At 61.5% G+C, this 18591-nt stretch carries 23 protein-coding genes and 2 pseudogenes; 13 read left to right on the top strand and 12 right to left on the bottom strand.

Annotation, left to right across the window (positions count from 1 at the left end):
• From MOV76_RS24300 to MOV76_RS24290, 3 genes and pseudogenes are all read left to right on the top strand, one after another.
• Positions 1–704, top strand: a 704-nt coding sequence (locus MOV76_RS24300; RefSeq protein ID WP_247265460.1) for a class I SAM-dependent methyltransferase, incomplete at its 5' end; no start/stop codon positions are given.
• Positions 705–736: 32 nt separating this feature from the next.
• Positions 737–916, top strand: a pseudogene (locus tag MOV76_RS24295) (IS630 family transposase); the annotation flags it as partial.
• Between the two features lie 81 nt (positions 917–997).
• Complete coding sequence (locus MOV76_RS24290; protein WP_247265459.1) at positions 998–1693, top strand: class I SAM-dependent methyltransferase; 696 nt, start codon at positions 998–1000, stop codon at positions 1691–1693.
• A 107-nt stretch (positions 1694–1800) separates the two neighbouring features.
• Here the strand turns inward: MOV76_RS24290 and MOV76_RS24285 are convergent, their stop codons facing one another.
• Together MOV76_RS24285 and MOV76_RS24280 are read right to left on the bottom strand one after the other, a co-directional pair.
• Positions 1801–3414 (bottom strand): arylsulfatase, encoded by a 1614-nt coding sequence (locus tag MOV76_RS24285; RefSeq protein WP_247265458.1) that lies wholly within the window; start codon positions 3412–3414, stop codon positions 1801–1803.
• A gap of 512 nt (positions 3415–3926) precedes the next feature.
• Positions 3927–5501, bottom strand: a complete 1575-nt coding sequence (locus MOV76_RS24280) for a carboxylesterase/lipase family protein (RefSeq protein WP_247265457.1) — start codon at positions 5499–5501, stop codon at positions 3927–3929.
• 503 nt (positions 5502–6004) lie between these two features.
• On the opposite strand from MOV76_RS24280, the gene MOV76_RS24275 reads away from it, so the two are divergent.
• From MOV76_RS24275 to MOV76_RS24260, 4 genes are all read left to right on the top strand, one after another.
• Positions 6005–8527 (top strand): arylsulfatase, encoded by a 2523-nt coding sequence (locus MOV76_RS24275; RefSeq protein ID WP_247265456.1) that lies wholly within the window; start codon positions 6005–6007, stop codon positions 8525–8527.
• A gap of 356 nt (positions 8528–8883) precedes the next feature.
• Complete coding sequence (locus MOV76_RS24270) at positions 8884–9720, top strand: CPBP family intramembrane glutamic endopeptidase (RefSeq protein ID WP_210067056.1); 837 nt, start codon at positions 8884–8886, stop codon at positions 9718–9720.
• Between the two features lie 154 nt (positions 9721–9874).
• Complete coding sequence (locus tag MOV76_RS24265) at positions 9875–10111, top strand: hypothetical protein (protein WP_027685648.1); 237 nt, start codon at positions 9875–9877, stop codon at positions 10109–10111.
• Positions 10112–10242: 131 nt separating this feature from the next.
• Positions 10243–11061, top strand: coding sequence for an aminoglycoside phosphotransferase family protein (locus MOV76_RS24260; protein WP_247265455.1), 819 nt, complete (start codon positions 10243–10245; stop codon positions 11059–11061).
• A gap of 666 nt (positions 11062–11727) precedes the next feature.
• Here the strand turns inward: MOV76_RS24260 and MOV76_RS24255 are convergent.
• The 8 genes from MOV76_RS24255 to MOV76_RS24220 form a co-directional block, all read right to left on the bottom strand.
• A complete protein-coding gene (locus MOV76_RS24255; protein ID WP_247265454.1) occupies positions 11728–12321 on the bottom strand; it encodes a hypothetical protein in 594 nt (197 codons plus the stop codon).
• A gap of 13 nt (positions 12322–12334) precedes the next feature.
• Positions 12335–12532, bottom strand: a complete 198-nt coding sequence (locus MOV76_RS24250; RefSeq protein WP_018241004.1) for a response regulator transcription factor — start codon at positions 12530–12532, stop codon at positions 12335–12337.
• Positions 12529–12828, bottom strand: a complete 300-nt coding sequence (locus MOV76_RS24245) for a GcrA family cell cycle regulator (protein WP_018241003.1) — start codon at positions 12826–12828, stop codon at positions 12529–12531. The genes MOV76_RS24250 and MOV76_RS24245 overlap by 4 nt, the downstream gene beginning before the upstream one ends.
• Positions 12825–13220 (bottom strand): hypothetical protein, encoded by a 396-nt coding sequence (locus tag MOV76_RS24240; RefSeq protein WP_247265461.1) that lies wholly within the window; start codon positions 13218–13220, stop codon positions 12825–12827. Before MOV76_RS24240 ends, MOV76_RS24245 begins: the two co-directional genes overlap by 4 nt.
• Positions 13186–13551: a hypothetical protein gene (locus MOV76_RS24235; RefSeq protein WP_064647080.1), complete on the bottom strand. Its 366-nt coding sequence runs from the start codon at positions 13549–13551 to the stop codon at positions 13186–13188. Before MOV76_RS24235 ends, MOV76_RS24240 begins: the two co-directional genes overlap by 35 nt.
• A gap of 32 nt (positions 13552–13583) precedes the next feature.
• Positions 13584–13862, bottom strand: a complete 279-nt coding sequence (locus MOV76_RS24230; protein WP_247265453.1) for a sigma-70 family RNA polymerase sigma factor — start codon at positions 13860–13862, stop codon at positions 13584–13586.
• 213 nt (positions 13863–14075) lie between these two features.
• Positions 14076–14294 carry a hypothetical protein gene (locus tag MOV76_RS24225; protein ID WP_247265452.1) on the bottom strand — a complete coding sequence of 73 codons (219 nt, stop codon included), beginning with the start codon at positions 14292–14294 and terminating at the stop codon, positions 14076–14078.
• The gene (locus MOV76_RS24220) at positions 14291–14482 is read right to left on the bottom strand and encodes a hypothetical protein (protein ID WP_018240998.1); all 192 of its coding nucleotides are present in this window, start codon (positions 14480–14482) and stop codon (positions 14291–14293) included. Before MOV76_RS24220 ends, MOV76_RS24225 begins: the two co-directional genes overlap by 4 nt.
• Positions 14483–14624: 142 nt before the next feature.
• Here MOV76_RS24220 and MOV76_RS24215 point away from each other — a divergent pair, with 142 nt between their 5' ends.
• Positions 14625–15272, top strand: a complete 648-nt coding sequence (locus MOV76_RS24215) for a S24 family peptidase (RefSeq protein ID WP_247265451.1) — start codon at positions 14625–14627, stop codon at positions 15270–15272.
• 205 nt (positions 15273–15477) lie between these two features.
• Here the strand turns inward: MOV76_RS24215 and MOV76_RS24210 are convergent, their stop codons facing one another.
• Positions 15478–15696, bottom strand: coding sequence for a hypothetical protein (locus MOV76_RS24210; protein ID WP_018240996.1), 219 nt, complete (start codon positions 15694–15696; stop codon positions 15478–15480).
• 447 nt (positions 15697–16143) lie between these two features.
• On the opposite strand from MOV76_RS24210, the gene MOV76_RS24205 reads away from it, so the two are divergent.
• The 3 genes and pseudogenes from MOV76_RS24205 (at position 16144) to MOV76_RS24195 (ending at position 16880) form a co-directional block, all read left to right on the top strand.
• Positions 16144–16407, top strand: coding sequence for a hypothetical protein (locus tag MOV76_RS24205; RefSeq protein ID WP_247265450.1), 264 nt, complete (start codon positions 16144–16146; stop codon positions 16405–16407).
• Positions 16408–16419: 12 nt separating this feature from the next.
• Positions 16420–16659: pseudogene (locus MOV76_RS24200) on the top strand (hypothetical protein).
• Complete coding sequence (locus MOV76_RS24195) at positions 16656–16880, top strand: hypothetical protein (protein WP_247265449.1); 225 nt, start codon at positions 16656–16658, stop codon at positions 16878–16880. Before MOV76_RS24200 ends, MOV76_RS24195 begins: the two are co-directional and overlap by 4 nt.
• 11 nt (positions 16881–16891) lie before the next feature.
• Here the strand turns inward: MOV76_RS24195 and MOV76_RS24190 are convergent, their stop codons facing one another.
• Positions 16892–17131, bottom strand: a complete 240-nt coding sequence (locus MOV76_RS24190; protein ID WP_018240992.1) for a DUF982 domain-containing protein — start codon at positions 17129–17131, stop codon at positions 16892–16894.
• A 181-nt stretch (positions 17132–17312) separates the two neighbouring features.
• Here MOV76_RS24190 and MOV76_RS24185 point away from each other — a divergent pair, with 181 nt between their 5' ends.
• Both MOV76_RS24185 and MOV76_RS24180 read left to right on the top strand, forming a co-directional pair.
• Positions 17313–17501, top strand: a complete 189-nt coding sequence (locus MOV76_RS24185) for a hypothetical protein (RefSeq protein ID WP_168332249.1) — start codon at positions 17313–17315, stop codon at positions 17499–17501.
• Between the two features lie 9 nt (positions 17502–17510).
• Complete coding sequence (locus MOV76_RS24180) at positions 17511–18533, top strand: LuxR family transcriptional regulator (protein ID WP_247265448.1); 1023 nt, start codon at positions 17511–17513, stop codon at positions 18531–18533.
• Positions 18534–18591 lie beyond the last annotated feature (58 nt).

Raw genomic sequence — 18591 nt, 5'->3', positions numbered from 1 at the left:
GCTGCGGCGCGGGAGCGTCCAGTCTGGATCTGGCCGCCCGCGTCGGCGCGGGGGGCCATGTGCTAGGCGTGGACATATCCGAACCGCTGATCGGCAGAGCGCGAGCGCGAGCGCCGCAGGATACGCCGGCCCTGTTCCAGGTGGCCGACGCCAGCAGCACCGAGTTGCCCGAGGGCGCGTTCGACATCCTGTTCTCGCGCTTCGGAGTGATGTTCTTTGACGATCCTACGGCGGCATTTGCTCATATGCGCCGTGCGCTCAAGCCGGGCGCGCGGGTCGCTTTCGTCTGCTGGCGCGGCATGGCCGAGAACGATTGGGTTCGCTTGCCGATGGGCGCGATGAAGGGCATCCTCCCGCCGACGGCGCCGCCCGATCCCGAAGCGCCCGGCCCGTTCTCGTTTGGCGACCAGGGGCGGGTAGCGCGCATTCTAACGGCGGCTGGCTTCACCGATGTCGCTATCGCGCCCTTCGATGCCTCTATCCCATTCGGCAAGGGGGAGACGCGGGATGCGGCGCTCGACGACGCGGTGAAGATGACACTCGAAGTCGGCCCGCTGGCGCGCTCTCTCGCTGATCAGCCCGACGATATCCGCGCCCGCGCCTCGGCCGCGGTTCGTGCCGCCTTCGCGGGCTGCCCCGGTGAGCGGTCGGTGATGATCGACGGCGCGGCGTGGATCGTCACCGCGCGCAATCCGGCAAGCTGACAGGGATTAATACGCCAAACGAGAGGTTTGCGATGGGAGCCGCGATTTCATTACGGGCGGATTTTGACGCGGAAGGTCTTCGGCGTCTGGCCCGCAAGAGCAAGCATGCGGCGCAGGCGCGTCGTCTTTTGGCACTTGCCTTGATCTATGGCGGAGGCTCGCGCTCGGATGCAGCGCGTCTTGGCAATGTCACCCTTGAGATCGGGCGTGACTGATCTCGGCCTATTTGCAGGTCGATCGAGCAAGCGCCGACACACAGGCGTCTTCGAACAGTCTTCGCAAAGGAAAAAATCTTGGCCGAGAATGATTATGATGCGTTCGCGGCGGCTTATGATGCCGATAACGAGGTCAATGCCTGGAATGCCTATTACGAGCGGCCGGCTATACTTGCCCTGGTTGGCGAGGTCGCCGGACTTTCCGTGCTCGATGCGGGATGCGGCGGCGGGGCGCATGCGGCAGCGCTGCTTGAGCGCGGGGCTGTTGTGACCGGGATCGACGCCAGTGCCGGCATGCTGGAGATCGCGCAACGTCGCCTGCAAGGGCGCGCGCGGCTGCTACCGGCGGATCTGAACGAAGCCTTGCCGTTTACGGACAAGGCTTTCGATCTGATCCTTGCCTCGCTGGTCATGCATTATCTGCCCGACTGGACGAGGCCGCTTTCGGAATTCAACCGGCTGCTGCCTGAAGGCGGTCGCCTGGTTTTTTCCACCCATCATCCCTTCATGGATCACGCCTCGACCGGCCGCGACAATTATTTCGAGACCTACAGTTTCGATGAGACCTGGCAGCGCGGCGGAAGGGATATCGCCATGCGCTTCTGGCATCGGCCGCTGCACGCCATGTTCGAGGCGCTGAAGTCGGCCGGATTTCAGATCGACATCGTCAGCGAGCCCCAGCCCGACCCTGAAGCCCGCACGCTTTTTCCGCAGGCCTATCAGAGCCTGACGACCAAGCCGCGGTTCCTGTTCTTCTCGGCTGTGAAAGCATGAGCACGTGGATGAGGAGAGCCTTGCTGTTACGGCCGGGACCGCAGTCTTGCGGCTTAGCCACGAAAGTGGGCAGCCCCTGCGAGCTGCCCTTCGAAATGCAGGACTGCCTATTGCGCTTGCTTCCTCATGGCTTCGGCAATCTGCGCCTTGACGGCACTCAACCCGAAGCTCGCGCCCGTCTGCATGGGTGGGAATTCGACGGCGGATTTCGCCAATTGTTCTACCCGCTGCTGTACAAGCACGAAGCGCCAGAACTCGAATTTATACCATTCGAAATATTCGAGGGAGCCGGTGTTCCCCCCCTTGTAGAACGCTGTCCGCTCGAACGGGTCCAGACGTAGATTGACGATGGTTGGCGCACCCAATGTCACTGTGTCACCGAGCCAGCCGCCGGGCTGTTCCTTGAAGGTATATTTGTAGTCTTCGACGCGGGCGGCGCCGAGAGCACTTTCGGCGAAATACCAGATTTCGTGGCGGTTCGACGGACCCGACCCGGTAATCATGCTCGTTTGGTCATAACCGTCGAGATACACTTTGTACTTCTGCCCGTTCATTTCCTTTCCGGCCTTAAGTTCCACGGCAATATTGGCATTGCCTGCGGCCGCGGTGAAAGTCGGGAACCAGTCGAGGCCCGAAATCAAGCCGTTACCGATTGAGCCGGCCGGGACATGTCCAGGCCAGCGGATCATTGCCGGTGCGCGAAAGCCGCCTTCAAAGGTCGTGCCCTTCCCGCCATAGAACGGCGTCTGCCCGCCATCAGGCCAGGTAAAGTTCTCGGTTCCGTTGTCGGTGGTGAACATGACGATGGTGTTGTCGTCTACGCCCATATCCTTGAGCTTTTGCATCGTAGCGCCCACGATGTCATCAAGTTGCGCCATGCCAGCCTCGTGAATGGTCCATCCATTCTCCGAGGTGCGCATATTTTCATACTTCTCCGAGAGATGCGTTACGATGTGCATGCGGGTCGGGTTGAGCCACAGGAAGAACGGCTTTCCGTCCGCCTTGGCCTTTTCGATGAACTTGAAAGAGAGGGACTGGATTTCGTCGTCAACGGTCTTCATGCGCTCAGGATAGAGCGTGCCGGCATCCTCGATCCGTTGTTTGCCCACCTTGCCCCAGCGCGGCATTTCTGTCGGATCATCCACCTCTGTCGCCCAGGAATGGACCATGTTGCGTGGCCCGACGACGTTCAGTTGGTCCTGCGGATAACCAGGGTGCGCGGGGTCTTCCATCGCATCGAGGTGGTAGAGATAACCGAAGAACTCATCGAAACCGTGAACGGTCGGCAGGAACTCGTTGAGGTCACCGAGATGGTTCTTGCCGAATTGTCCAGTGGCATAGCCCATGGACTTGAGCACGGTCGCGAGCGTGGGGGCAGCAGCCGGCAGACCGATCGGAGAACCCGCCTGGCCCACCGTGGTCATGCCCGTGCGGACCGGCAACTCGCCGGTGATGAAGTTCGCACGGCCTGCCGTGCAACTCGCCTCGGCGTAGTAGTCGGTGAAGAGCATGCCATCGGCCGCAAGCTTGTCGAGATTTGGCGTGCGGCCCGCCATCATACCGCGGTTGTAGGCCCCGATATTCCAGATGCCAACGTCGTCGCCCATGATGACGACGATGTTTGGTTTCGGCGTTTGGTTCTGAGCGATTGCCGGTGCACTTAACGTGACGGCAAATGCTGAAGCCAGTAGTCCGAAACAGAGGTTTTTTGTATAGCTCATAATTACTCCTCCTCCTGAGTTTTGCGCGCCCGTTACGGCACCGGTTTGAACGGTGCTACGGTGCGTGCAATGCGGTAGGCTGAAAGTTGTTCGTGGCTATGTATTATGCGCCGAAGGGGCGATCAGTGCCTGCTAGTGCAGGTGGGATCGGCGTCAAGGACGGCTGTGTTTGCCGGCATCGGCAGATTGTCTCGCAAAGAGCTGCGGTAGACAGAGTTCGATCCCGCTTTGAATATCGCACAACTTTAGCTCAGCGACTAGGCGAGTTTCTCAGCCTATGCGAGACAGCCCAGCGGGAATAGGACGTCTGCTTCTGGCCAAATCCGACCGACCCGGCTGCCGCCTGTCGCCCCCAAAGCTGCCAAGCGCAATTCAGCGGAGATCGGGTTTCCGTCAATCGCGACATCCGGAAAGGTCTTCCCAGGAAGATGGCAATGACAAAGCGGGCTTGTGTTATTCGGCAGTTCCCGCAATGGGTAAGGCAACAGACCAGACGACAGGCACCGCCCCCGTCATTTCGTCTCCTCCCAATGGCTTTGCCAGAGGTCGAGCCTGGGTTTCAGCGGATCGGCTCCGACCGTTGCGCCGTCATTGCCGAAGTCGATGACCCTGTCGGCGAATGGGTCGTGGTGAGGCCATTTTGGCCGTGAGCCGCTATTGGGGTCACCCCTCCTTGCAAATTCGAGCCAGTATTCGCTTGCCAATGTGGCCATCGCCCAGTCGGCAGGTGTCACCTTGTCTTTCACCAGTGCGTTTGGAATGCCCAGCGTATACGGAATTTCGAAGCCGTGCAGAGTGCCTTTCCATGCCGGATCGTTGCGGAGAGCCTCGGCGACATAGGAGAAACGATACCACCACGTCGGTTGACCAGCGCGGATCATCTCGTCAGCGAGGTGGCGGGATGGTTCGACAAGCGTCTTGTCGGCCAGAACCTGCTGCTTCAGCTCATCGAGGGTCTGTTGACCGCTGGGATCGTAGAGGCTGCGGGCTTCGGCGGCATGATTGCCGAAGAGCGCGAAGGGATCGTCTTTCGTTGCTGCCTCACCGATGCCGAGATCACGATCATTTGCCCCGACGATGACCGGAACCGGCGCCTGACGGCCCGCCGCAAAAGCCGCTTCCGGCGTTTCGAGCAAAAACCGTCCGTCAATGATCGCGCCCGAAATGCCGATGACAGGCTTGCCTGTCGACATTCCCACAAGCACCTCTTGTGCCGATGCGCCTTCGGTCAGCTTTTCCGCAGGCAGCGCCCGAAGGGCCGCGAGAGCGGCGGCATCGCTGCCATTGATTCCCAGAGAAGCCGCATAGTCCAACGCGATTTTCTCTGCTTCCTTCAACGGTGACAAGGGCGTGCTCTGCGCACGCGCGGTCGGCAGACCCGGTGACTGTAGAATGGCGCCCCGGAACAGCCCGCGTGACAGTGGCGATATCATGTGCGCCATCACCGAGCCGCCACCGGCCGACTCTCCGAAGATCGTCACTTTCTTCGGATCGCCGCCGAAGGCTTCGATATTCTGCCGGACCCATTTCAAGGCGGCCAGCTGATCCATGTAACCATAGTTGCCGACGGGCTCGTCAGGGGATTCCTTCATCAGCGCCGGATGGGCAAAAAAACCCAGTCGGCCCATGCGGTAATTCATGCTGACGAACACAACCTTCCGGGCGGCCAGCTGGCCACCCGGATACTGAGCGGTGTTTCCATGGGCAAGAGCGCCGCCGTAAATCCAGACCATCACCGGCAGCGGTGTGCGGGGACGTTTGACGGGTGTCCAGACATTGAGGGTCAGACAATCCTCCGACTTCGGCAGGTCGTCGGTCTGCATGCAGGACGGACCGAAATCGCGGGCATCCCTGATACCGCTCCATGTCTCCGCTGGTCTCGGATTGCGCCATCGCAGATCACCAACCGGTGGCGCCGCATAGGGTATGCCCTTGAAGCTGAAGACCGTGCCCGACCTCTCACCCTTCAGCATTCCGCCGTCGATGGTAACGGTGTCGTCGGCCGCAGCTGATCGTGGCGCGAACGCCATCTGACAGGATGCGACGGCCAAAAAGAGCAGAAACGTGCGACGGCCGTCCACAAACACTGCACTCTCCAGCGCCAAGTTGAGTGAGAGCAAAATACTCCCATAGAGCGGCAACGGAAAGGGTTCATCAGCCGTCGCTAAAGTGCGCTATTGCTCCACGGCGGCTGTCGGCTCGACCGGCGGGGAGTTGGGCGAAAACGCACCCCCAACCTCCGTCATCCCAGGCCTCGAGCCTGGGATCCATGGCCACGGCTGATGGCTGGGCCTCGGGTTTGCAGGGCACGATACTGAAGCAGAGAACCGGGCGTCAGTCGCCTCGCTCGACCGGTCTCCCTCAGTGCCTCTCAGCTGCCTGGTGATTGGTTATATCCTTAGGCTCCGAAGCTTTTTTTGCTTGGTTATTATATTAGAATTTGCTTGACCACACATTCACAAACCTTCACCCTGCCGGCTGCATACGAGCCGGCCTGACGATCAGCGCAGGCCGCGTGCCGACATCACCGCGCTCATGAACTCACTGCTTGTTATTCAGCCTGCTTTCGAGACAAAGGGGAGGAATTCGCATGCGATTTCATTGCAAATTAAAACTTCGAGATGGTCTTCTGGCCGCCGTTTCTCTCGTCGCCTTTTCAGGATTTGTCGGCCCGGCGACCGCGCAAATCGTGACCGGAGAGTTGGGCTCGCCCAACGCCACGACAACGATCGACGGGCGTTATCTCCCGCCGCCGCCGCCGCCGTTTGAAGGCACGATCAATCTCAACGCCTTACAGTCCAAACAGGCATGGCCGGCGCGTGTAGTACCGCCAAGGGGCGCGCCAAATGTTCTCTTGATTATCACCGATGATGTTGGCTTTGGCGCTCCTTCGACGTTCGGAGGCGTCATTCCGACACCCACTTTGGACCGCATCGCCGCCGACGGCCTGCGTTTCACGAACTTCCACACAACATCACTCTGCTCGCCGACGCGTGCGTGTCTCATCACAGGTCGCAATCACCACTCGGAAGGCTTCGGCGTCATCTCCGAGCAGGCCACCGGCTTCCCAGGCTATGATAGTATTCTTCCAAGGGACACCGCCACGATCGGCCGCATCCTTTTGGAAAACGGCTTCCGCACCTCCTGGTTTGGCAAGGATCACAACACGCCGACCTATCAGACCAGCCAGGCAGGCCCATTCAATCAATGGCCGACCGGCATGGGGTTTGAATATTTCTATGGCTTCATGGGTGGGGACAGCAGCCAGTGGTCGCCCATGCTGTTTCGCAACACCACGCAGATCGCTCCCTTTGTCGGCAATCCGCAATGGAACCTGATCACCGCCATGGCGGACGACGCCGTCGGCTGGCTGAACCAGTTGAATTCGATCGATCCGGCGATGCCGTTCCTGCTCTACTACGCGCCGGGAGGCACACACGCGCCACACCACCCGACGCCGGAGTGGATCGAGAAGGCCAGCGATCTTCATTTGTTCGACAAAGGCTGGAACGACGTTGGCGATCAGATCTTCGCCAATCAGAAAAGGCTTGGCGTGGTCCCGCAGGACGCCCAGCTCACAGCATGGCCGGACATGTTGAAGAAGTGGGATACTTTGTCGGCGGATGAAAAGAAGCTGTTCATTCGGCAGGCGGACGTCTACGCGGCCTACCTGATGTATACCGATCACGAGATCGGCCGCGTGGTCCAGGCCGTCGCGGACATGGGCAAGCTCGACAACACCCTGATCATCTTCATCAGCGGCGACAATGGCGCGAGCGCCGAAGGCACGATGAACGGCACCTTCGCAGAATTGGTCCCGTTCAACGGCATCAATCCGACCGTTGCCCAGAACCTGAAGTTTTACGACCAGTGGGGCAGCAACGAGACCTATCCGCACTATGCCGTTCCGTGGGCCTGGGCCCTCGACACCCCGTTCAAATGGACGAAGCAGATCCCGTCCTTCTTCGGCGGCACCCGAAACGGCATGGCGATCTCCTGGCCCGCGCGCATTTCCGACAAGGGCGGAATTCGGTCGCAATTCCATCATGTGATCGACGTCGTGCCGACAATCCTCGAGGCGACTGGCGTTCTCGCACCGATCATGGTCGATGGCATAGCGCAAAAACCGATCGAGGGCGTGAGCATGGCCTACACCTTCGACAAGGCCAGTGCCGAGGCGCCCTCACGGCACCGCACGCAGTATTTCGAGATGATGGGGGCGCAGGGTCTATACGACGACGGTTGGATGCTGAGCGCACTACCGATCCGTGCGCCCTGGGAGTTGGCCGGCAAGGCGGTCGACGATCCCGCCACCGCCTTCAAGATGGAGCTCTATGACGTCCAGCACGACTGGACCCAGAACAACGACCTGGCCGCCGCCAATCCTGCGAAGGTCCAGGAGATGAGGGACCTGATGTTCGGCGAGTTTGCGAAGTATCAAGTCCTGCCGCTGGACGCTTCCGCTGCGACGCGCCTCGCTTCCCCGCGCCCGTCGGTGACGGCAGGACGAAACCTGTTCACCTATAAGCAACCGGTGACCGGCCTGCCGGAAAGCGTGGCGCCCAATCTTCTCAATACCTCCTACACGATCACCGCAGACATTGATGTGCCACAAGGAGGTGGGGATGGTGCGATTGTCTCCCAAGGTGGACGGTTTGGCGGCTACGGGATGTACCTGCTGAAAGGCAAGCCGGTCGTGACCTGGAACCTTCTCGGTCTTGACCGGATCCGTTGGGAAGGCCCCGAAGCGCTCTCGCCCGGCAAGCACACCGTCGAGTTTGACTTCAAATATGACGGTCTTGGCTTCGCGACGCTTGCCTTCAATAATCTCAGCGGGATCGGTCGTGGCGGAACGGGAACGCTAACCGTGGACGGCAAGACGGTGGCAACGCAGGCTATACAGCGTACTGTTCCGCTCATCCTACCGGTCGATGAGACTTTCGACATCGGCTCGAAGACCGGCACCCCGATCGATGACCGCGACTATCAGGTTCCATTCCCCTTCACTGGCAAGCTCAATAGACTGTCTATATCAGTAGAGCCTCCTAAGCTGACGCCAGATGACCAAAAGAAGCTGATGGAAGCTAATCAAACAGCACAGGACGCCAAGTAACATGCGTTCTGCTCCGAGGGTCGCTTGGCCCTCGGCGTTCCCTTGAGCTAACCGCCGATGTTGGCCGCCTTGCCGTATGACAAAGCCCCGATCCAGCGGATGATCCCGGCGTGGTCGAAGAACCCGCCAACAACTGGCCGGGCGCATGATTTCTGGTTGAGGCAGCGGTTGAATGATCGCCCATTCGAAATCTGTTCGGTCGAAATGACGTCGGGTCATGCAAGGCCTCCAAATCAAAGCCTCATTGAATCAAAAACATACCGCTGCCGAAACCCCGTTTATGAGTTTGCGGCCTAGTCGAAATGGATTTCAGCGGCTGGGTCGTTCACTCCGTGTGTTAAAGCAAAGGAACCGACATGACCTCCATCCGCGGGCAGATCAGCCGTTACCCGCTCTTTGCGTTTTTCGCCATCGCTTACATCCTGACCTGGCTCGGCTGGATCCTGCCGGAGCGGATCTATGCCGGCACTCTCCTCACCGGCGCGCTCGCGTTGCCTTTCCTCCTCATGGTGCCTGGTCCGCTTTATGCCGCCCTGATCGTGACCGCAATCACCGGAGGCAGGCCCGGTATCGGCGCGCTCCTTAAGAAGTTCGCCATCCGGCGGGTGGGCTGGGAATGGTTTGCGGTCGCCCTGCTCCTAGCGCCGGCGATCGGCGTGACGGCCGCTTATCTGAACATGGTCTTCGGCGGGCCGAACCCCACGGCTGCGTTGATCGCTTCAGTGCCGACCATTCTGATGATGTTCGCCATTCGCCTCGTCAATCCGCTCGACGGCCCGATGCAAGAAGAACTCGGCTGGCGTGGCTTCGCCCTTCCGCGTCTGCAGGAACGGCACTTGCCGCTCGTCGCGAGCGCCATCCTCGGCGTGCTGGTTGTCATCTGGCACGTGCCGCTCGTCCTCCTCGACATGCTGCCGGCTTACGCGCTGTTTGGGACCTTCGCCTTCACGATCGTGTTCGGCTGGCTCTTCAACAACACCAGGGGCAGCGTGCTCATGACCTTGATCGCCCACGCCGCCGACGGCCTGGTCATCACCGGCAATCTCGGCCTGAACGCGATCGACAGCCAACGCCAGATCATGCTGCTGGTCGCGACGTGGTGTGTAACTGCGCTGGTCGTTGTTATGCTCTACGGGGCGACGCTTACCGGCAAGCCGAATACGCACATGCCCCGAAACCAACCTAGAGCGTAGTCTGTTCCTGGCGCGAAAAGGTAGCAAAGACCCAGGGCTGCTTATGGTGCTTCATCTTCGAAAGCGGCGAAATCTTCTAATTCATTGTCACCCATTGACCTGAACAGGTTTCACCCCAATACGGTTAGGCCAGCCAGACGACAACAGGAGTGTAATCGTGAGCGAACCGACCGTAGCAGATGCAACAAACCGCATTTATGAGTCGCTCCAGGCGGACAACGCCGACATCGACGTGCATATCGCGGCCCTCAAGGCAGCGTTGACGCGGGCGGGTTTGAAAGAGGCCGTATTCGACCCGGCCAGGCTCGTGCAGAATAACCGTTCTGGCAGGAAGCGGATGGAGGCCTACTTTCGGCAGCGCGGTGTCATGGTGAAATTCTCAGCCTCGTGAAGCCTTGCCATGAAGGCAGACGGCTGTAATCACAGATGTCGCAGCATGCCCCCTCGCCCCGCTCCGTTCCCTCCACCTTTGCCGGCCCCTTGTCCATTGACCTGCCAGTTCGCGCGCGCCTAAGCTAGGGTATGGGCGAGCCTGAAAATCCTCTTATCGGCGGCAAGGATTCGAACGTCGTGCGCATAGGCGAAACGGTGCGGCGTGGCGGACGCGCGTGGTCTCCCGCGGTTCTCGACCTGCTGCGGCACGTCGAGCGCCAGGGATATGATGGGTCCCCGCGTGCGCTGGGCCTCGATGATCAGGGACGGGAAGTCCTCACCTATATCGAAGGTGAAGTCGGCAACGGCGAAGGCTTCCTTCCCGATAAAGGCGGTCGCTTTGACCTCCGTCTCCCGGATTATGTCTGGCGCGACAACGTCCTCGAGCGCCTGGGACAATTGCTGCGATCCTACCACGATGCCGCAGCCAGCTTCTTATGGAGAGATCGCGAATGGCGTCTTGACGCCCGCCACCCCGTTGAAACGGTCTGCCACAATGACCTGACGCCGTGGAATACGGTCTTTCGAGCAGGGCTCCCCGTGGCTTTCATCGATTGGGACGCGGCAGCGCCGGGACCGCGCGCCTGGGACCTTGGCTTTGTTGCCTGGCGCTGGGTGCCGTTCTGGCGTGACGAAAAATGCGAGGCGCATGGCTTGCAAACGGGCGTCCGCGAGAAAGCCCGGCGCTTCCAATTGTTGCTCGATACCTACGGGATGGAGCCGGAGATCGGCATCATGCAGGCCGGAATCGAACGGGTTCGGCAAATGCAGCAACATGTGCGCAACCTTGCTGCAGCGGGCTCCGCATGGGAGATGGAATTGGCCAGCCGCGGCGTGCTTGATGAGGGCATGCTTGAGGTCGCCTGGATGGAAGACCATGCGATGGACCTGATTCAGCGCCCACGCTGATGGGCAGCTCTGGTGTCAACCGGCCCTTGCCCCCGCAGCGGCGTGAGCCCCCTGCACGGCCACGAGAGCAGCGGCGGCGGCATCCGGTGCAGGTGTTCGGCTCGATTGGCACGGAGTCTGGCGAAAACGCACGCCCCATCCTCCGTCATCCCAGGCCTTGAGCCATCGTTGTCCGGTTCTCGCAATGGCTGCCCCCACCCTAGCCTTACCGGGATCGAGCCACTGGCTCTACCGTCCTGAGGTCGATGGGAACGGAGAGGCTGCCGTAAGTCTCTTCTCCCCTCGGGGAGAAGGTGCCGGCAGGCGGATGAGGGGGCCACCCGGCACACCCTCCCGTACAACCTATCCTGCAACGCCGTGCCCCATCACCCTGAACACGGTCGAGACAATGCCGTCGCGGCCGAAGCCCGCATGGACGTTGTTGAAAGACCGGTTTCCGCGGCCCCCTCATCCGCCCTACGGGCACCTTCTCCCCGCTGGGGAGAAGAGGGAATCGAGACGTCGCAGCATGCCCCTCGCCCCGTTTCCGCCCGTGTCTCCAGGCCGCGGCACGCAGGCCAACGTGGATCCTCGGGTCAAGCCCGAGGACGACGGAGGGTGGGTGAGCTGTGCGGCAACTATGGCGATGCGGATGGGAGATGTGCGAGTTTCGCGTCCGTCGCCCCATCATCCGCCCCGCGTCCCTCGCAACGCCGTCAACCCTCTCCGCAGCCACAGCAATTGCTGCGGCGGCATCTGGCGCAAATGTTCGTAATCCATCACCGTGACGTTATAGACCGTGCTCCTGACCTGCGGTCCATCGGGGCAGCGGAGCAGGATGCCCTGCAGCGCCATCATGCGGTTGCTGGCCTTGCGGGCGCGGTCGGCGAGGCTGTCGGTGACCTCGCCTTCGTGGCCTTTGACGGTAAAGAGGGTTTGCGCGCGGGGGCTCGGGGCCGGGATGCCTGTGGTCTTGTGGTAGCGGGCGATTGCCTCGGCATAGTCGTCGCCGGCCTGGCGCTGCTCTGAAGTGATCAGGCCGTCGAGGAACATGCGGCCGAGGGTATAGCCGGCGAACGGGCTCTTGACCGTCTCGTCGGCGACCGCCCTGTCAAAGCCGTGGATGCGGCGGCGGGCTGATATCGCGACGCTGATATTCTCCTTCTCGGTTTCGAAGGGCTTGATCTTGCCGCAGGGAAAACGCTCGACATTCTCCTTGCGCGGACGGCCGGCGCCCTTGTTGACCCGCCCTGTCTTCACCTTGGTGGCTTTGCCGCCCATGCTGATCGTCCTTCTATCGAATGATGCCGTTTCTGAGTGCCGCGGCGACCAGCGCCGTATCCTTGAAGACGCCGAGCCGCGCCTTGGCGTTGGCAATGTGCGTGTTCACGGTGATGTGGGAGATGCCGAGAATGGTGCCGATCTCGGCGGCGGTCTTGCCTGCCGCCATCCAGCGGATGATTTCGGTTTCGCGTGGGGTGACGTTGCTCATGGCTCTGCAGGCCCATCGATGCTGGGCACGCGCGGCATCGTCACATGCGCGCCCGACATCGTCACCCGTGTCACCCGATCGGGGTGGCGGATCGGCTGGACGGGCGGGCCCGCCTTCGGCTGCGGATGCCAGGTATCCTGCCTTGAGGGGAACCTGTCGCGGTTGCGGTGCGCCATGTTGATGACGGTGTTCTTCTTCGAGCCGAAGAGGTTGGCGATCTCTCTCGCCGACAGCCCTTCCTTCCAGAGCTTTTCCGCCTTGACGATCTTGTCTTCCGTCCAAAAGGTGATGGTCATCTCAATGCCTCCTCGTGTCGTGCGGCCCTTGCAATGATCGGGTTGTCGGGAAACATCCTCGCCAGCTCCCGCTTGGCGCTGCGGCTACCGTTCGCCGCGTCGCGCAGCAGCTGCATCTTGTAGGCTGTGACCTTGGGCTGCGGCGTCTCGGGTTCGGCTTCCATGCGCGGGCGGCTCTCGGCCTCGATCGCCGCCTGCTGATGGCGGCATTGCTCGGCGAAACTGGCGCTGCTCGGGGCGAAGGCGCGGTTATGATCCCTCACCTTTCCGGAGACGAAGAGTTTGGCGGCCTGCCAGACCGCCTCCAGCGGGATGCCTTCGATGGCGACGAGATAGGCGCGGATCTGCATGTCGGGATCAGTGCCTGCGGATGCCGGGAAACCCGAAAGCATCCCAGCTATGATCTTCACCGGAGAGGAAATCTCTTGCGGCATCGACTGTCGTCCTTCTCGTACTGCTGTTGATCGACCCGGCTTCCCTCGCCTTCTCCTTGAGGTACCAGTCGCATTTGATTGCCTGCCAGCCGCGGAAGATCTGCATCTCGGCGGCGCCGACCGGGTCGCCGGTCAGCAGATATTCCCTCGCCTGCATCCGCGCGGCATAGACCGTCAGCGGCTTCTTCAGCGTGCGCTTGCGATGCTCGATGATCGCTGCCGCGAGCTCCTCCCCCAGCACCGGGCTGAGGATGTCCATGATCTCCTGGCTCACTGTGTCCTTACCCATGCAATGTCCCTTTCCCGATTGAGATGACCTCCTCAAACCCGCGGCCTCCGTCGGCCGCCGGCGAAATTCACCGGCGTGCCCGGCTTGAGGGGGCGGCGGGGCAACCGGCGGATCTCCGAGCCGGCATGCTCCGCGTGGGCGGTGTCGCCCTTCTCGGCGCTGCGAAGTTTGTGGATCTCGGTTTCCACCGACGGCACCGACGTGCCGAGGTGGGCCGCGATTTCGATATAGTCCCGGCCGGAGCGGAAGAGCTCGAGCGCGTTCATGTGAGCGCCTTGCTGCGCCGGGGCGGCCTTGGGCTGGATGCTCATCGCTTGATCCTTCTTTCCCGCGAACGTCGTGCGCCATTGCCGCCGAAGCGGGTGCCAACAACGTCTTTGATCTTTCAGGGGTGACGACCGGAGCGCCGGCTCTGGGAGCAAAGGCTCCGGTCGTCTGCCAGGCCGCCGCCTGGGTCGGGCGCGAGTGCGCCCGGGAGCTGGCGTCGCCGAGGGAGGAGCGACGACGCCAGCCACCGATAGCCGTCAGGGAGGGGCTGGGCTATCGGGGTTGGTGATCGGCTGAGCGCCGGGCGGGATCATCGTCTCGCTGATCTCTTCCGGGCGCGTCCGCCGATCGCAATTCTCGCAGTGGCGTTCGATCACCTCGGCGATCGACAGCGCCTTGCCGCAATTCGGGCAGCCGGTGTAGCAGCCGCCGCGGCGCTGGATCTCTCCGGTGGTCGTCAGGATGGCGATGGTCATAGCGATTCCACCTCCCGGTTGGCGTTCAGCACCTGCTGCAGGGCCTTGGCGAGGAAGGGGATATCCTCGTTGCGAACTGGGATCACCGACATCCGCCCTCCCCTTGGGCCTTGCGGCCGGTGAATGACGACGCCGGTCGGCATGACGTCCATGGCGAGCTTCTCTTCGGAGGAGATGGTGAACCTCATGGTGCCGTCTCCCCATCCCGGAAAGCTTGTCCGTTGTTGATGATGTCGCTCTGTGTCATGGCGATTAGGGTATAATTAATACCCGATATGTCAAGCACATTAGGGCATGACATATACCTTATTTTAGGGTATTTTTTATATCATGTTGAAAGAGCAGGAACAATTTGAACGCGAAGAACGCGCAAAGCGCCTCGTCATGGCCAGGAAGAATGCTGGCTTTGCCGGGCCGAAGGCGATCGTCGATCGGTTCGGCTGGAATGCGAATGTCTACAAGGCGCATGAGTCCGGCCGCAACGGCTTCGGCATTGCCGATGCGAAGAAGTATGCCCGCGCTTTCAAGGTCAATCTCAACTGGCTGCAGTTCGGCACCGGCAACGCGCTCGATCCGGATGAGCTGCCGGTCTCCGTCGCCGATATCCCGAAGATCTCCTGGGTCAGCGCCGGCCAGCTGAGCGAGCAGGCGCCGATCACCGACTTTTCGGAATTCCCGACGGTCGCCGCCCTCGATCTGCCCGATGGCGAATGGATCGCGCTCGAGGTCGAGGGCAATTCGATGAACAAGATCTCGCCGCCCGGCTCGATCATCTTCGTCAATCTGCGCGACAAGCGCCTGGCGCCGAACGCGCTTTATGTCGTCGCCGACGAAACGGGGGCTGCGACCTACAAGCGCTATCGCCCGAATGACAATCCGCCCTTCCAGCCGGCGTCCTACGAGGACGTGCCGCCGCCGGAATTCCAGGGCGCCGTCACCATCGTCGGCCGCGTCCGCCGATCGGTCATCGAGATGTAGGGATGACAGCCCAAGGCTCGGAAATAGTGCCGTGAATCAATCATATTTCAATAGGGAAAACAGGATGATCCGCCCTTCCTCACGCGCCGGCAGAATCTGGTTCTATATCGTCACGATAGCGGTTTTGCTCCTGGCCTACAGTGTCGCGCGCGAGATGTACGGCCTTTAGGATTTCGCTCCGAAGCTCGCCGATCCCCAGCCGGGATCACGAGGGGTATCGGGAGGATTCATCCTCTGAAACCACAAATTGCGGCAGCTCCGGATGCCGTTCGCGCACCACTCTCGACACCGCCACCAGGATGGACCGGATGGCTGCGGGGAACATATCCTTCGGCAGCTTCTCCTCCCACGGATCGTAAAATTCGGTGATCGCATCCAGACCCGCCTCGATCACTTCGTCGGTGATTTCGATTTCGCTGCGCATCGCCGGCCTCCTTTTTTCTCCTCGCATCATACTCCAACTTCAGTTCTCATTCCTCTCTCTTCAGCTTAGGAGGAGAAGGTTCCTGAAGGCTGGTGAGGGAGGGTTCCGGCCAAAGCTTCCCCCTACCCCATGAGCAAAGCCCATGAAGCCGGGAGAGCATTGGCCAAGTCCCGAAGGCCGGAGCCGGGATGGGACACGTGCCAGAGGGGCCATTCGCTTCGCCCTCGTCCTGATTTTCTGACAGCGCACTTAAGGACTTTCGCTTCCCGCGCCGCTGGGCTTCGTCAGCTCGGGAGTTGCACCCGGTCGCCCAATCACTGGCGACAGGCATACGCCTATGATTCGTACCTCGTCAATCAAAGGGGTACTTTTTATACCTTTTACCGCGATCAGGTATAATAAATACCTTCTCCTCACAGGCCGATCAGAAGCGCGAGAGGACAGGCGATGCAGCACATTCGCAATATCGAGACCGAGGAGAGCAAGCGGGACGCCCGCTGGAATGCGGCACGCACGACCCACGACTGCCGCGCCTATATGGCCAACGAAGCCCAGCGCATGGGCGCCCTCGGCTTTGCGTACCTCCGCCGTCCCGAACATTCGATCCGCGGCCCGTCCTGGCTGCGGGGTGCTGTGGCCAGCGTCGAGGAACATTACCGCTATGCCCGCGAGATCATGGGCATCACCGATACCGATCAGCTTTACGCCTGAGGGAAACGGACAATGCCCGCCGCCAATCTCACATCCGAACTATCGACCGACAGCCCTTCCCTTGCTACCGCCCGACGGGCCGGAACAACCGAAAAGACCCGCACCAAGGCCCGTTTCACCGCCGGGGCGCCCGATCTTTAGAAGGCGCTGGTGGAGGCCGAACGCTTTTTCGACGGCAGCGCCGATCACGGCTGCCCGCTTCACCAGAAGATCCTTGCCGCCATCGACACGATGAAAGGCAGCCCATCATGAGTGATTGCCTGATCAAGGCCTTTTCCGGCTGCACCTGCCCGCCCGGCGAATGCGCGAAAAAGCCCGTCACCCCGGCGCCGGTGACCTTCATCTCGTGGCGGATCCAGGCGATTACCTGCCTCACCTTCGGCTTCCTCGCGGCAATCGTTACAGCCGCCTGGATGGAGACAGAGTTCAAGAACCAGGATCTCAGCCATCAGGAACAGGTGTCATGGAAGTGAGATACCGCCGATCAGGAGCTGAACTTGATGTCGCTGGCCTTCGCCGCGGTGATGAATGCGCGGCGCACCTGCTCCGGCCCGGCGGCATCATTGAACACGTCGAGCACAAGCCGTTCGGCGGCCTTCGCCGCCGGCGTCTGCTCGGGCCAATCGTTCAGCAAGGTATTGCCCGCCTGAACGACATTATAGACGGTTCTCGTCTTGCCATTGATGGTGATTTTCACCGGCTTGAAGCTTCGTCGCCTGCTCATGATGCAGCCCCCTCACGCTGGACATCCGACTCAACGAATCACTTCGAGACTCGTTCCAGTTGAGGTGATTCTTCGTTTGCCAACCGGGCGCCGAGCCCGATGTCCTCCGTCTGCATGACAGAGCACGGCTCGGATGCGTGCGAGAATGCGGCAGATGAAGCCCGAACCAGGAGGCAACACAATGGACCTTCAGAGTCTCGTCGCCGCGCACATGCCAAACCGCCGCCGCCCCTCGCAGATGGGCGCCGCGGCCGAGGACCGATACTACCGAAATCAGATCACCCTGCCACGCCTGAGGCTTCGGCTCCTCGGGCTGACTGCCGCGACCGCCGGCGTGACGCTGCTTCTGGCCGGCGTCATCAACACATGAGGTGCCGCCATGCTCCGACAGACCGATCATGCTATGCTGCGATCCGTTGTCAGGGGGAACCGCGCGATGGACGACAGCGAGGCTGACCGGGCGGCGATCATGGCAGTGATCCGCGCCGAAACCGAGGCCTGGCTGCAGCGCGACTTCGAGGCGCTGGCAAGCCACTGGGTGCAGTCGCCGCAGACCCGGCGGATGGAATACTTCGCCTCGCTCGGCGTCCGGGTGGACGAAGGCTGGGACCCGATCGCCGCGCGGATCAAGAAGATCGTCGAGCGATTCCCGGAGAAACACGCTTTCGCGGAGCGCGTCCGCTGGGAAAAGGTCAACATCGTCGTCGACGGCAACATGGCCTGGATGACCTTCGATCAGATCGGCAGCGACACCGGCGAGGATCGCAAGCGCCAGTTGCGGATCCTCCAGCGGATCGACGGCGCCTGGAAGATCGGCTGCATGGTGATGATGGAGAGCAGCGTCGAGGAGGCGAACTGCCCGCTGATCGAGGTCGACGCGGATGCAAGGATCCTCTGGACGAACCGGCTGGCGCGGGAGCGGATGCCTGGCCATCCCGGGCTCGTCGCCGCCGCCGGCCGCCTACGTGCCCGGCAGCGCGAATACGACCCCGCGCTACGCGAGGCGGTGCGCCTGGCGTTCCGCGAACTGCAGAGCCAGAGACCGCTGAACATCGCGCCGAAGCAAACCTGGGCGGTGGCGCTCGGCGAGGACGCGGCAGGGATTCCGCTCCACTGCTGGGTTCTGCTTGAGGACGGCAAGACGCTGGTCTCCTTCGACGACGCCGAGACGGTGGTGCGCCGGATCGCGAGCGCGCGGGAGGTCTTCGGCCTCTCGCCGGCGCAGACCCGGCTTGCGCGCCTGATCGTCGATGGCCATGACCTCGCAGCCGCCGCCGATCTGCTCGGGGTCAGTGTCAACACGTTGCGCACCCAGCTGCAGCGCATCTTCGACAAAACCGGCGTACGCAGCCAGGCGGCATTGGTGCGGGCGCTGCTGAGCGCTGGAGCTCCGAGCCAATAGCCTCGACCGCGGGCGTCTGGTTGGACCAATCGTTCAGGCTCGAACTGGATCCATGCGG

This window comes from Rhizobium sp. PRIMUS64 (assembly GCF_023006465.1).
Lineage (GTDB): Bacteria > Pseudomonadota > Alphaproteobacteria > Rhizobiales > Rhizobiaceae > Rhizobium > Rhizobium leguminosarum.
Note: the sequence above shows the minus strand (reverse complement) of the source record. Positions and strands in the feature narration are given on the sequence as shown.

Coding starts and splice junctions, on each gene's coding strand:
- MOV76_RS24210 (WP_018240996.1), bottom strand. CDS start 15,696: ATGCGCAGCGAAATCGAAATCACCGACGAAGTGATCGAGGCGGGTCTG.
- MOV76_RS24245 (WP_018241003.1), bottom strand. CDS start 12,828: ATGACCATCACCTTTTGGACGGAAGACAAGATCGTCAAGGCGGAAAAG.
- MOV76_RS24250 (WP_018241004.1), bottom strand. CDS start 12,532: ATGAGCAACGTCACCCCACGCGAAACCGAAATCATCCGCTGGATGGCG.
- MOV76_RS24185 (WP_168332249.1), top strand. CDS start 17,313: ATGGACCTTCAGAGTCTCGTCGCCGCGCACATGCCAAACCGCCGCCGC.
- MOV76_RS24180 (WP_247265448.1), top strand. CDS start 17,511: ATGCTCCGACAGACCGATCATGCTATGCTGCGATCCGTTGTCAGGGGG.
- MOV76_RS24230 (WP_247265453.1), bottom strand. CDS start 13,862: ATGAGCATCCAGCCCAAGGCCGCCCCGGCGCAGCAAGGCGCTCACATG.
- MOV76_RS24270 (WP_210067056.1), top strand. CDS start 8,884: ATGACCTCCATCCGCGGGCAGATCAGCCGTTACCCGCTCTTTGCGTTT.
- MOV76_RS24195 (WP_247265449.1), top strand. CDS start 16,656: ATGAGTGATTGCCTGATCAAGGCCTTTTCCGGCTGCACCTGCCCGCCC.
- MOV76_RS24240 (WP_247265461.1), bottom strand. CDS start 13,220: ATGCTTTCGGGTTTCCCGGCATCCGCAGGCACTGATCCCGACATGCAG.
- MOV76_RS24260 (WP_247265455.1), top strand. CDS start 10,243: ATGGGCGAGCCTGAAAATCCTCTTATCGGCGGCAAGGATTCGAACGTC.
- MOV76_RS24235 (WP_064647080.1), bottom strand. CDS start 13,551: ATGGGTAAGGACACAGTGAGCCAGGAGATCATGGACATCCTCAGCCCG.
- MOV76_RS24215 (WP_247265451.1), top strand. CDS start 14,625: ATGTTGAAAGAGCAGGAACAATTTGAACGCGAAGAACGCGCAAAGCGC.
- MOV76_RS24285 (WP_247265458.1), bottom strand. CDS start 3,414: ATGAGCTATACAAAAAACCTCTGTTTCGGACTACTGGCTTCAGCATTT.
- MOV76_RS24275 (WP_247265456.1), top strand. CDS start 6,005: ATGCGATTTCATTGCAAATTAAAACTTCGAGATGGTCTTCTGGCCGCC.
- MOV76_RS24190 (WP_018240992.1), bottom strand. CDS start 17,131: ATGAGCAGGCGACGAAGCTTCAAGCCGGTGAAAATCACCATCAATGGC.
- MOV76_RS24220 (WP_018240998.1), bottom strand. CDS start 14,482: ATGAGGTTCACCATCTCCTCCGAAGAGAAGCTCGCCATGGACGTCATG.
- MOV76_RS24225 (WP_247265452.1), bottom strand. CDS start 14,294: ATGACCATCGCCATCCTGACGACCACCGGAGAGATCCAGCGCCGCGGC.
- MOV76_RS24205 (WP_247265450.1), top strand. CDS start 16,144: ATGCAGCACATTCGCAATATCGAGACCGAGGAGAGCAAGCGGGACGCC.
- MOV76_RS24255 (WP_247265454.1), bottom strand. CDS start 12,321: ATGGGCGGCAAAGCCACCAAGGTGAAGACAGGGCGGGTCAACAAGGGC.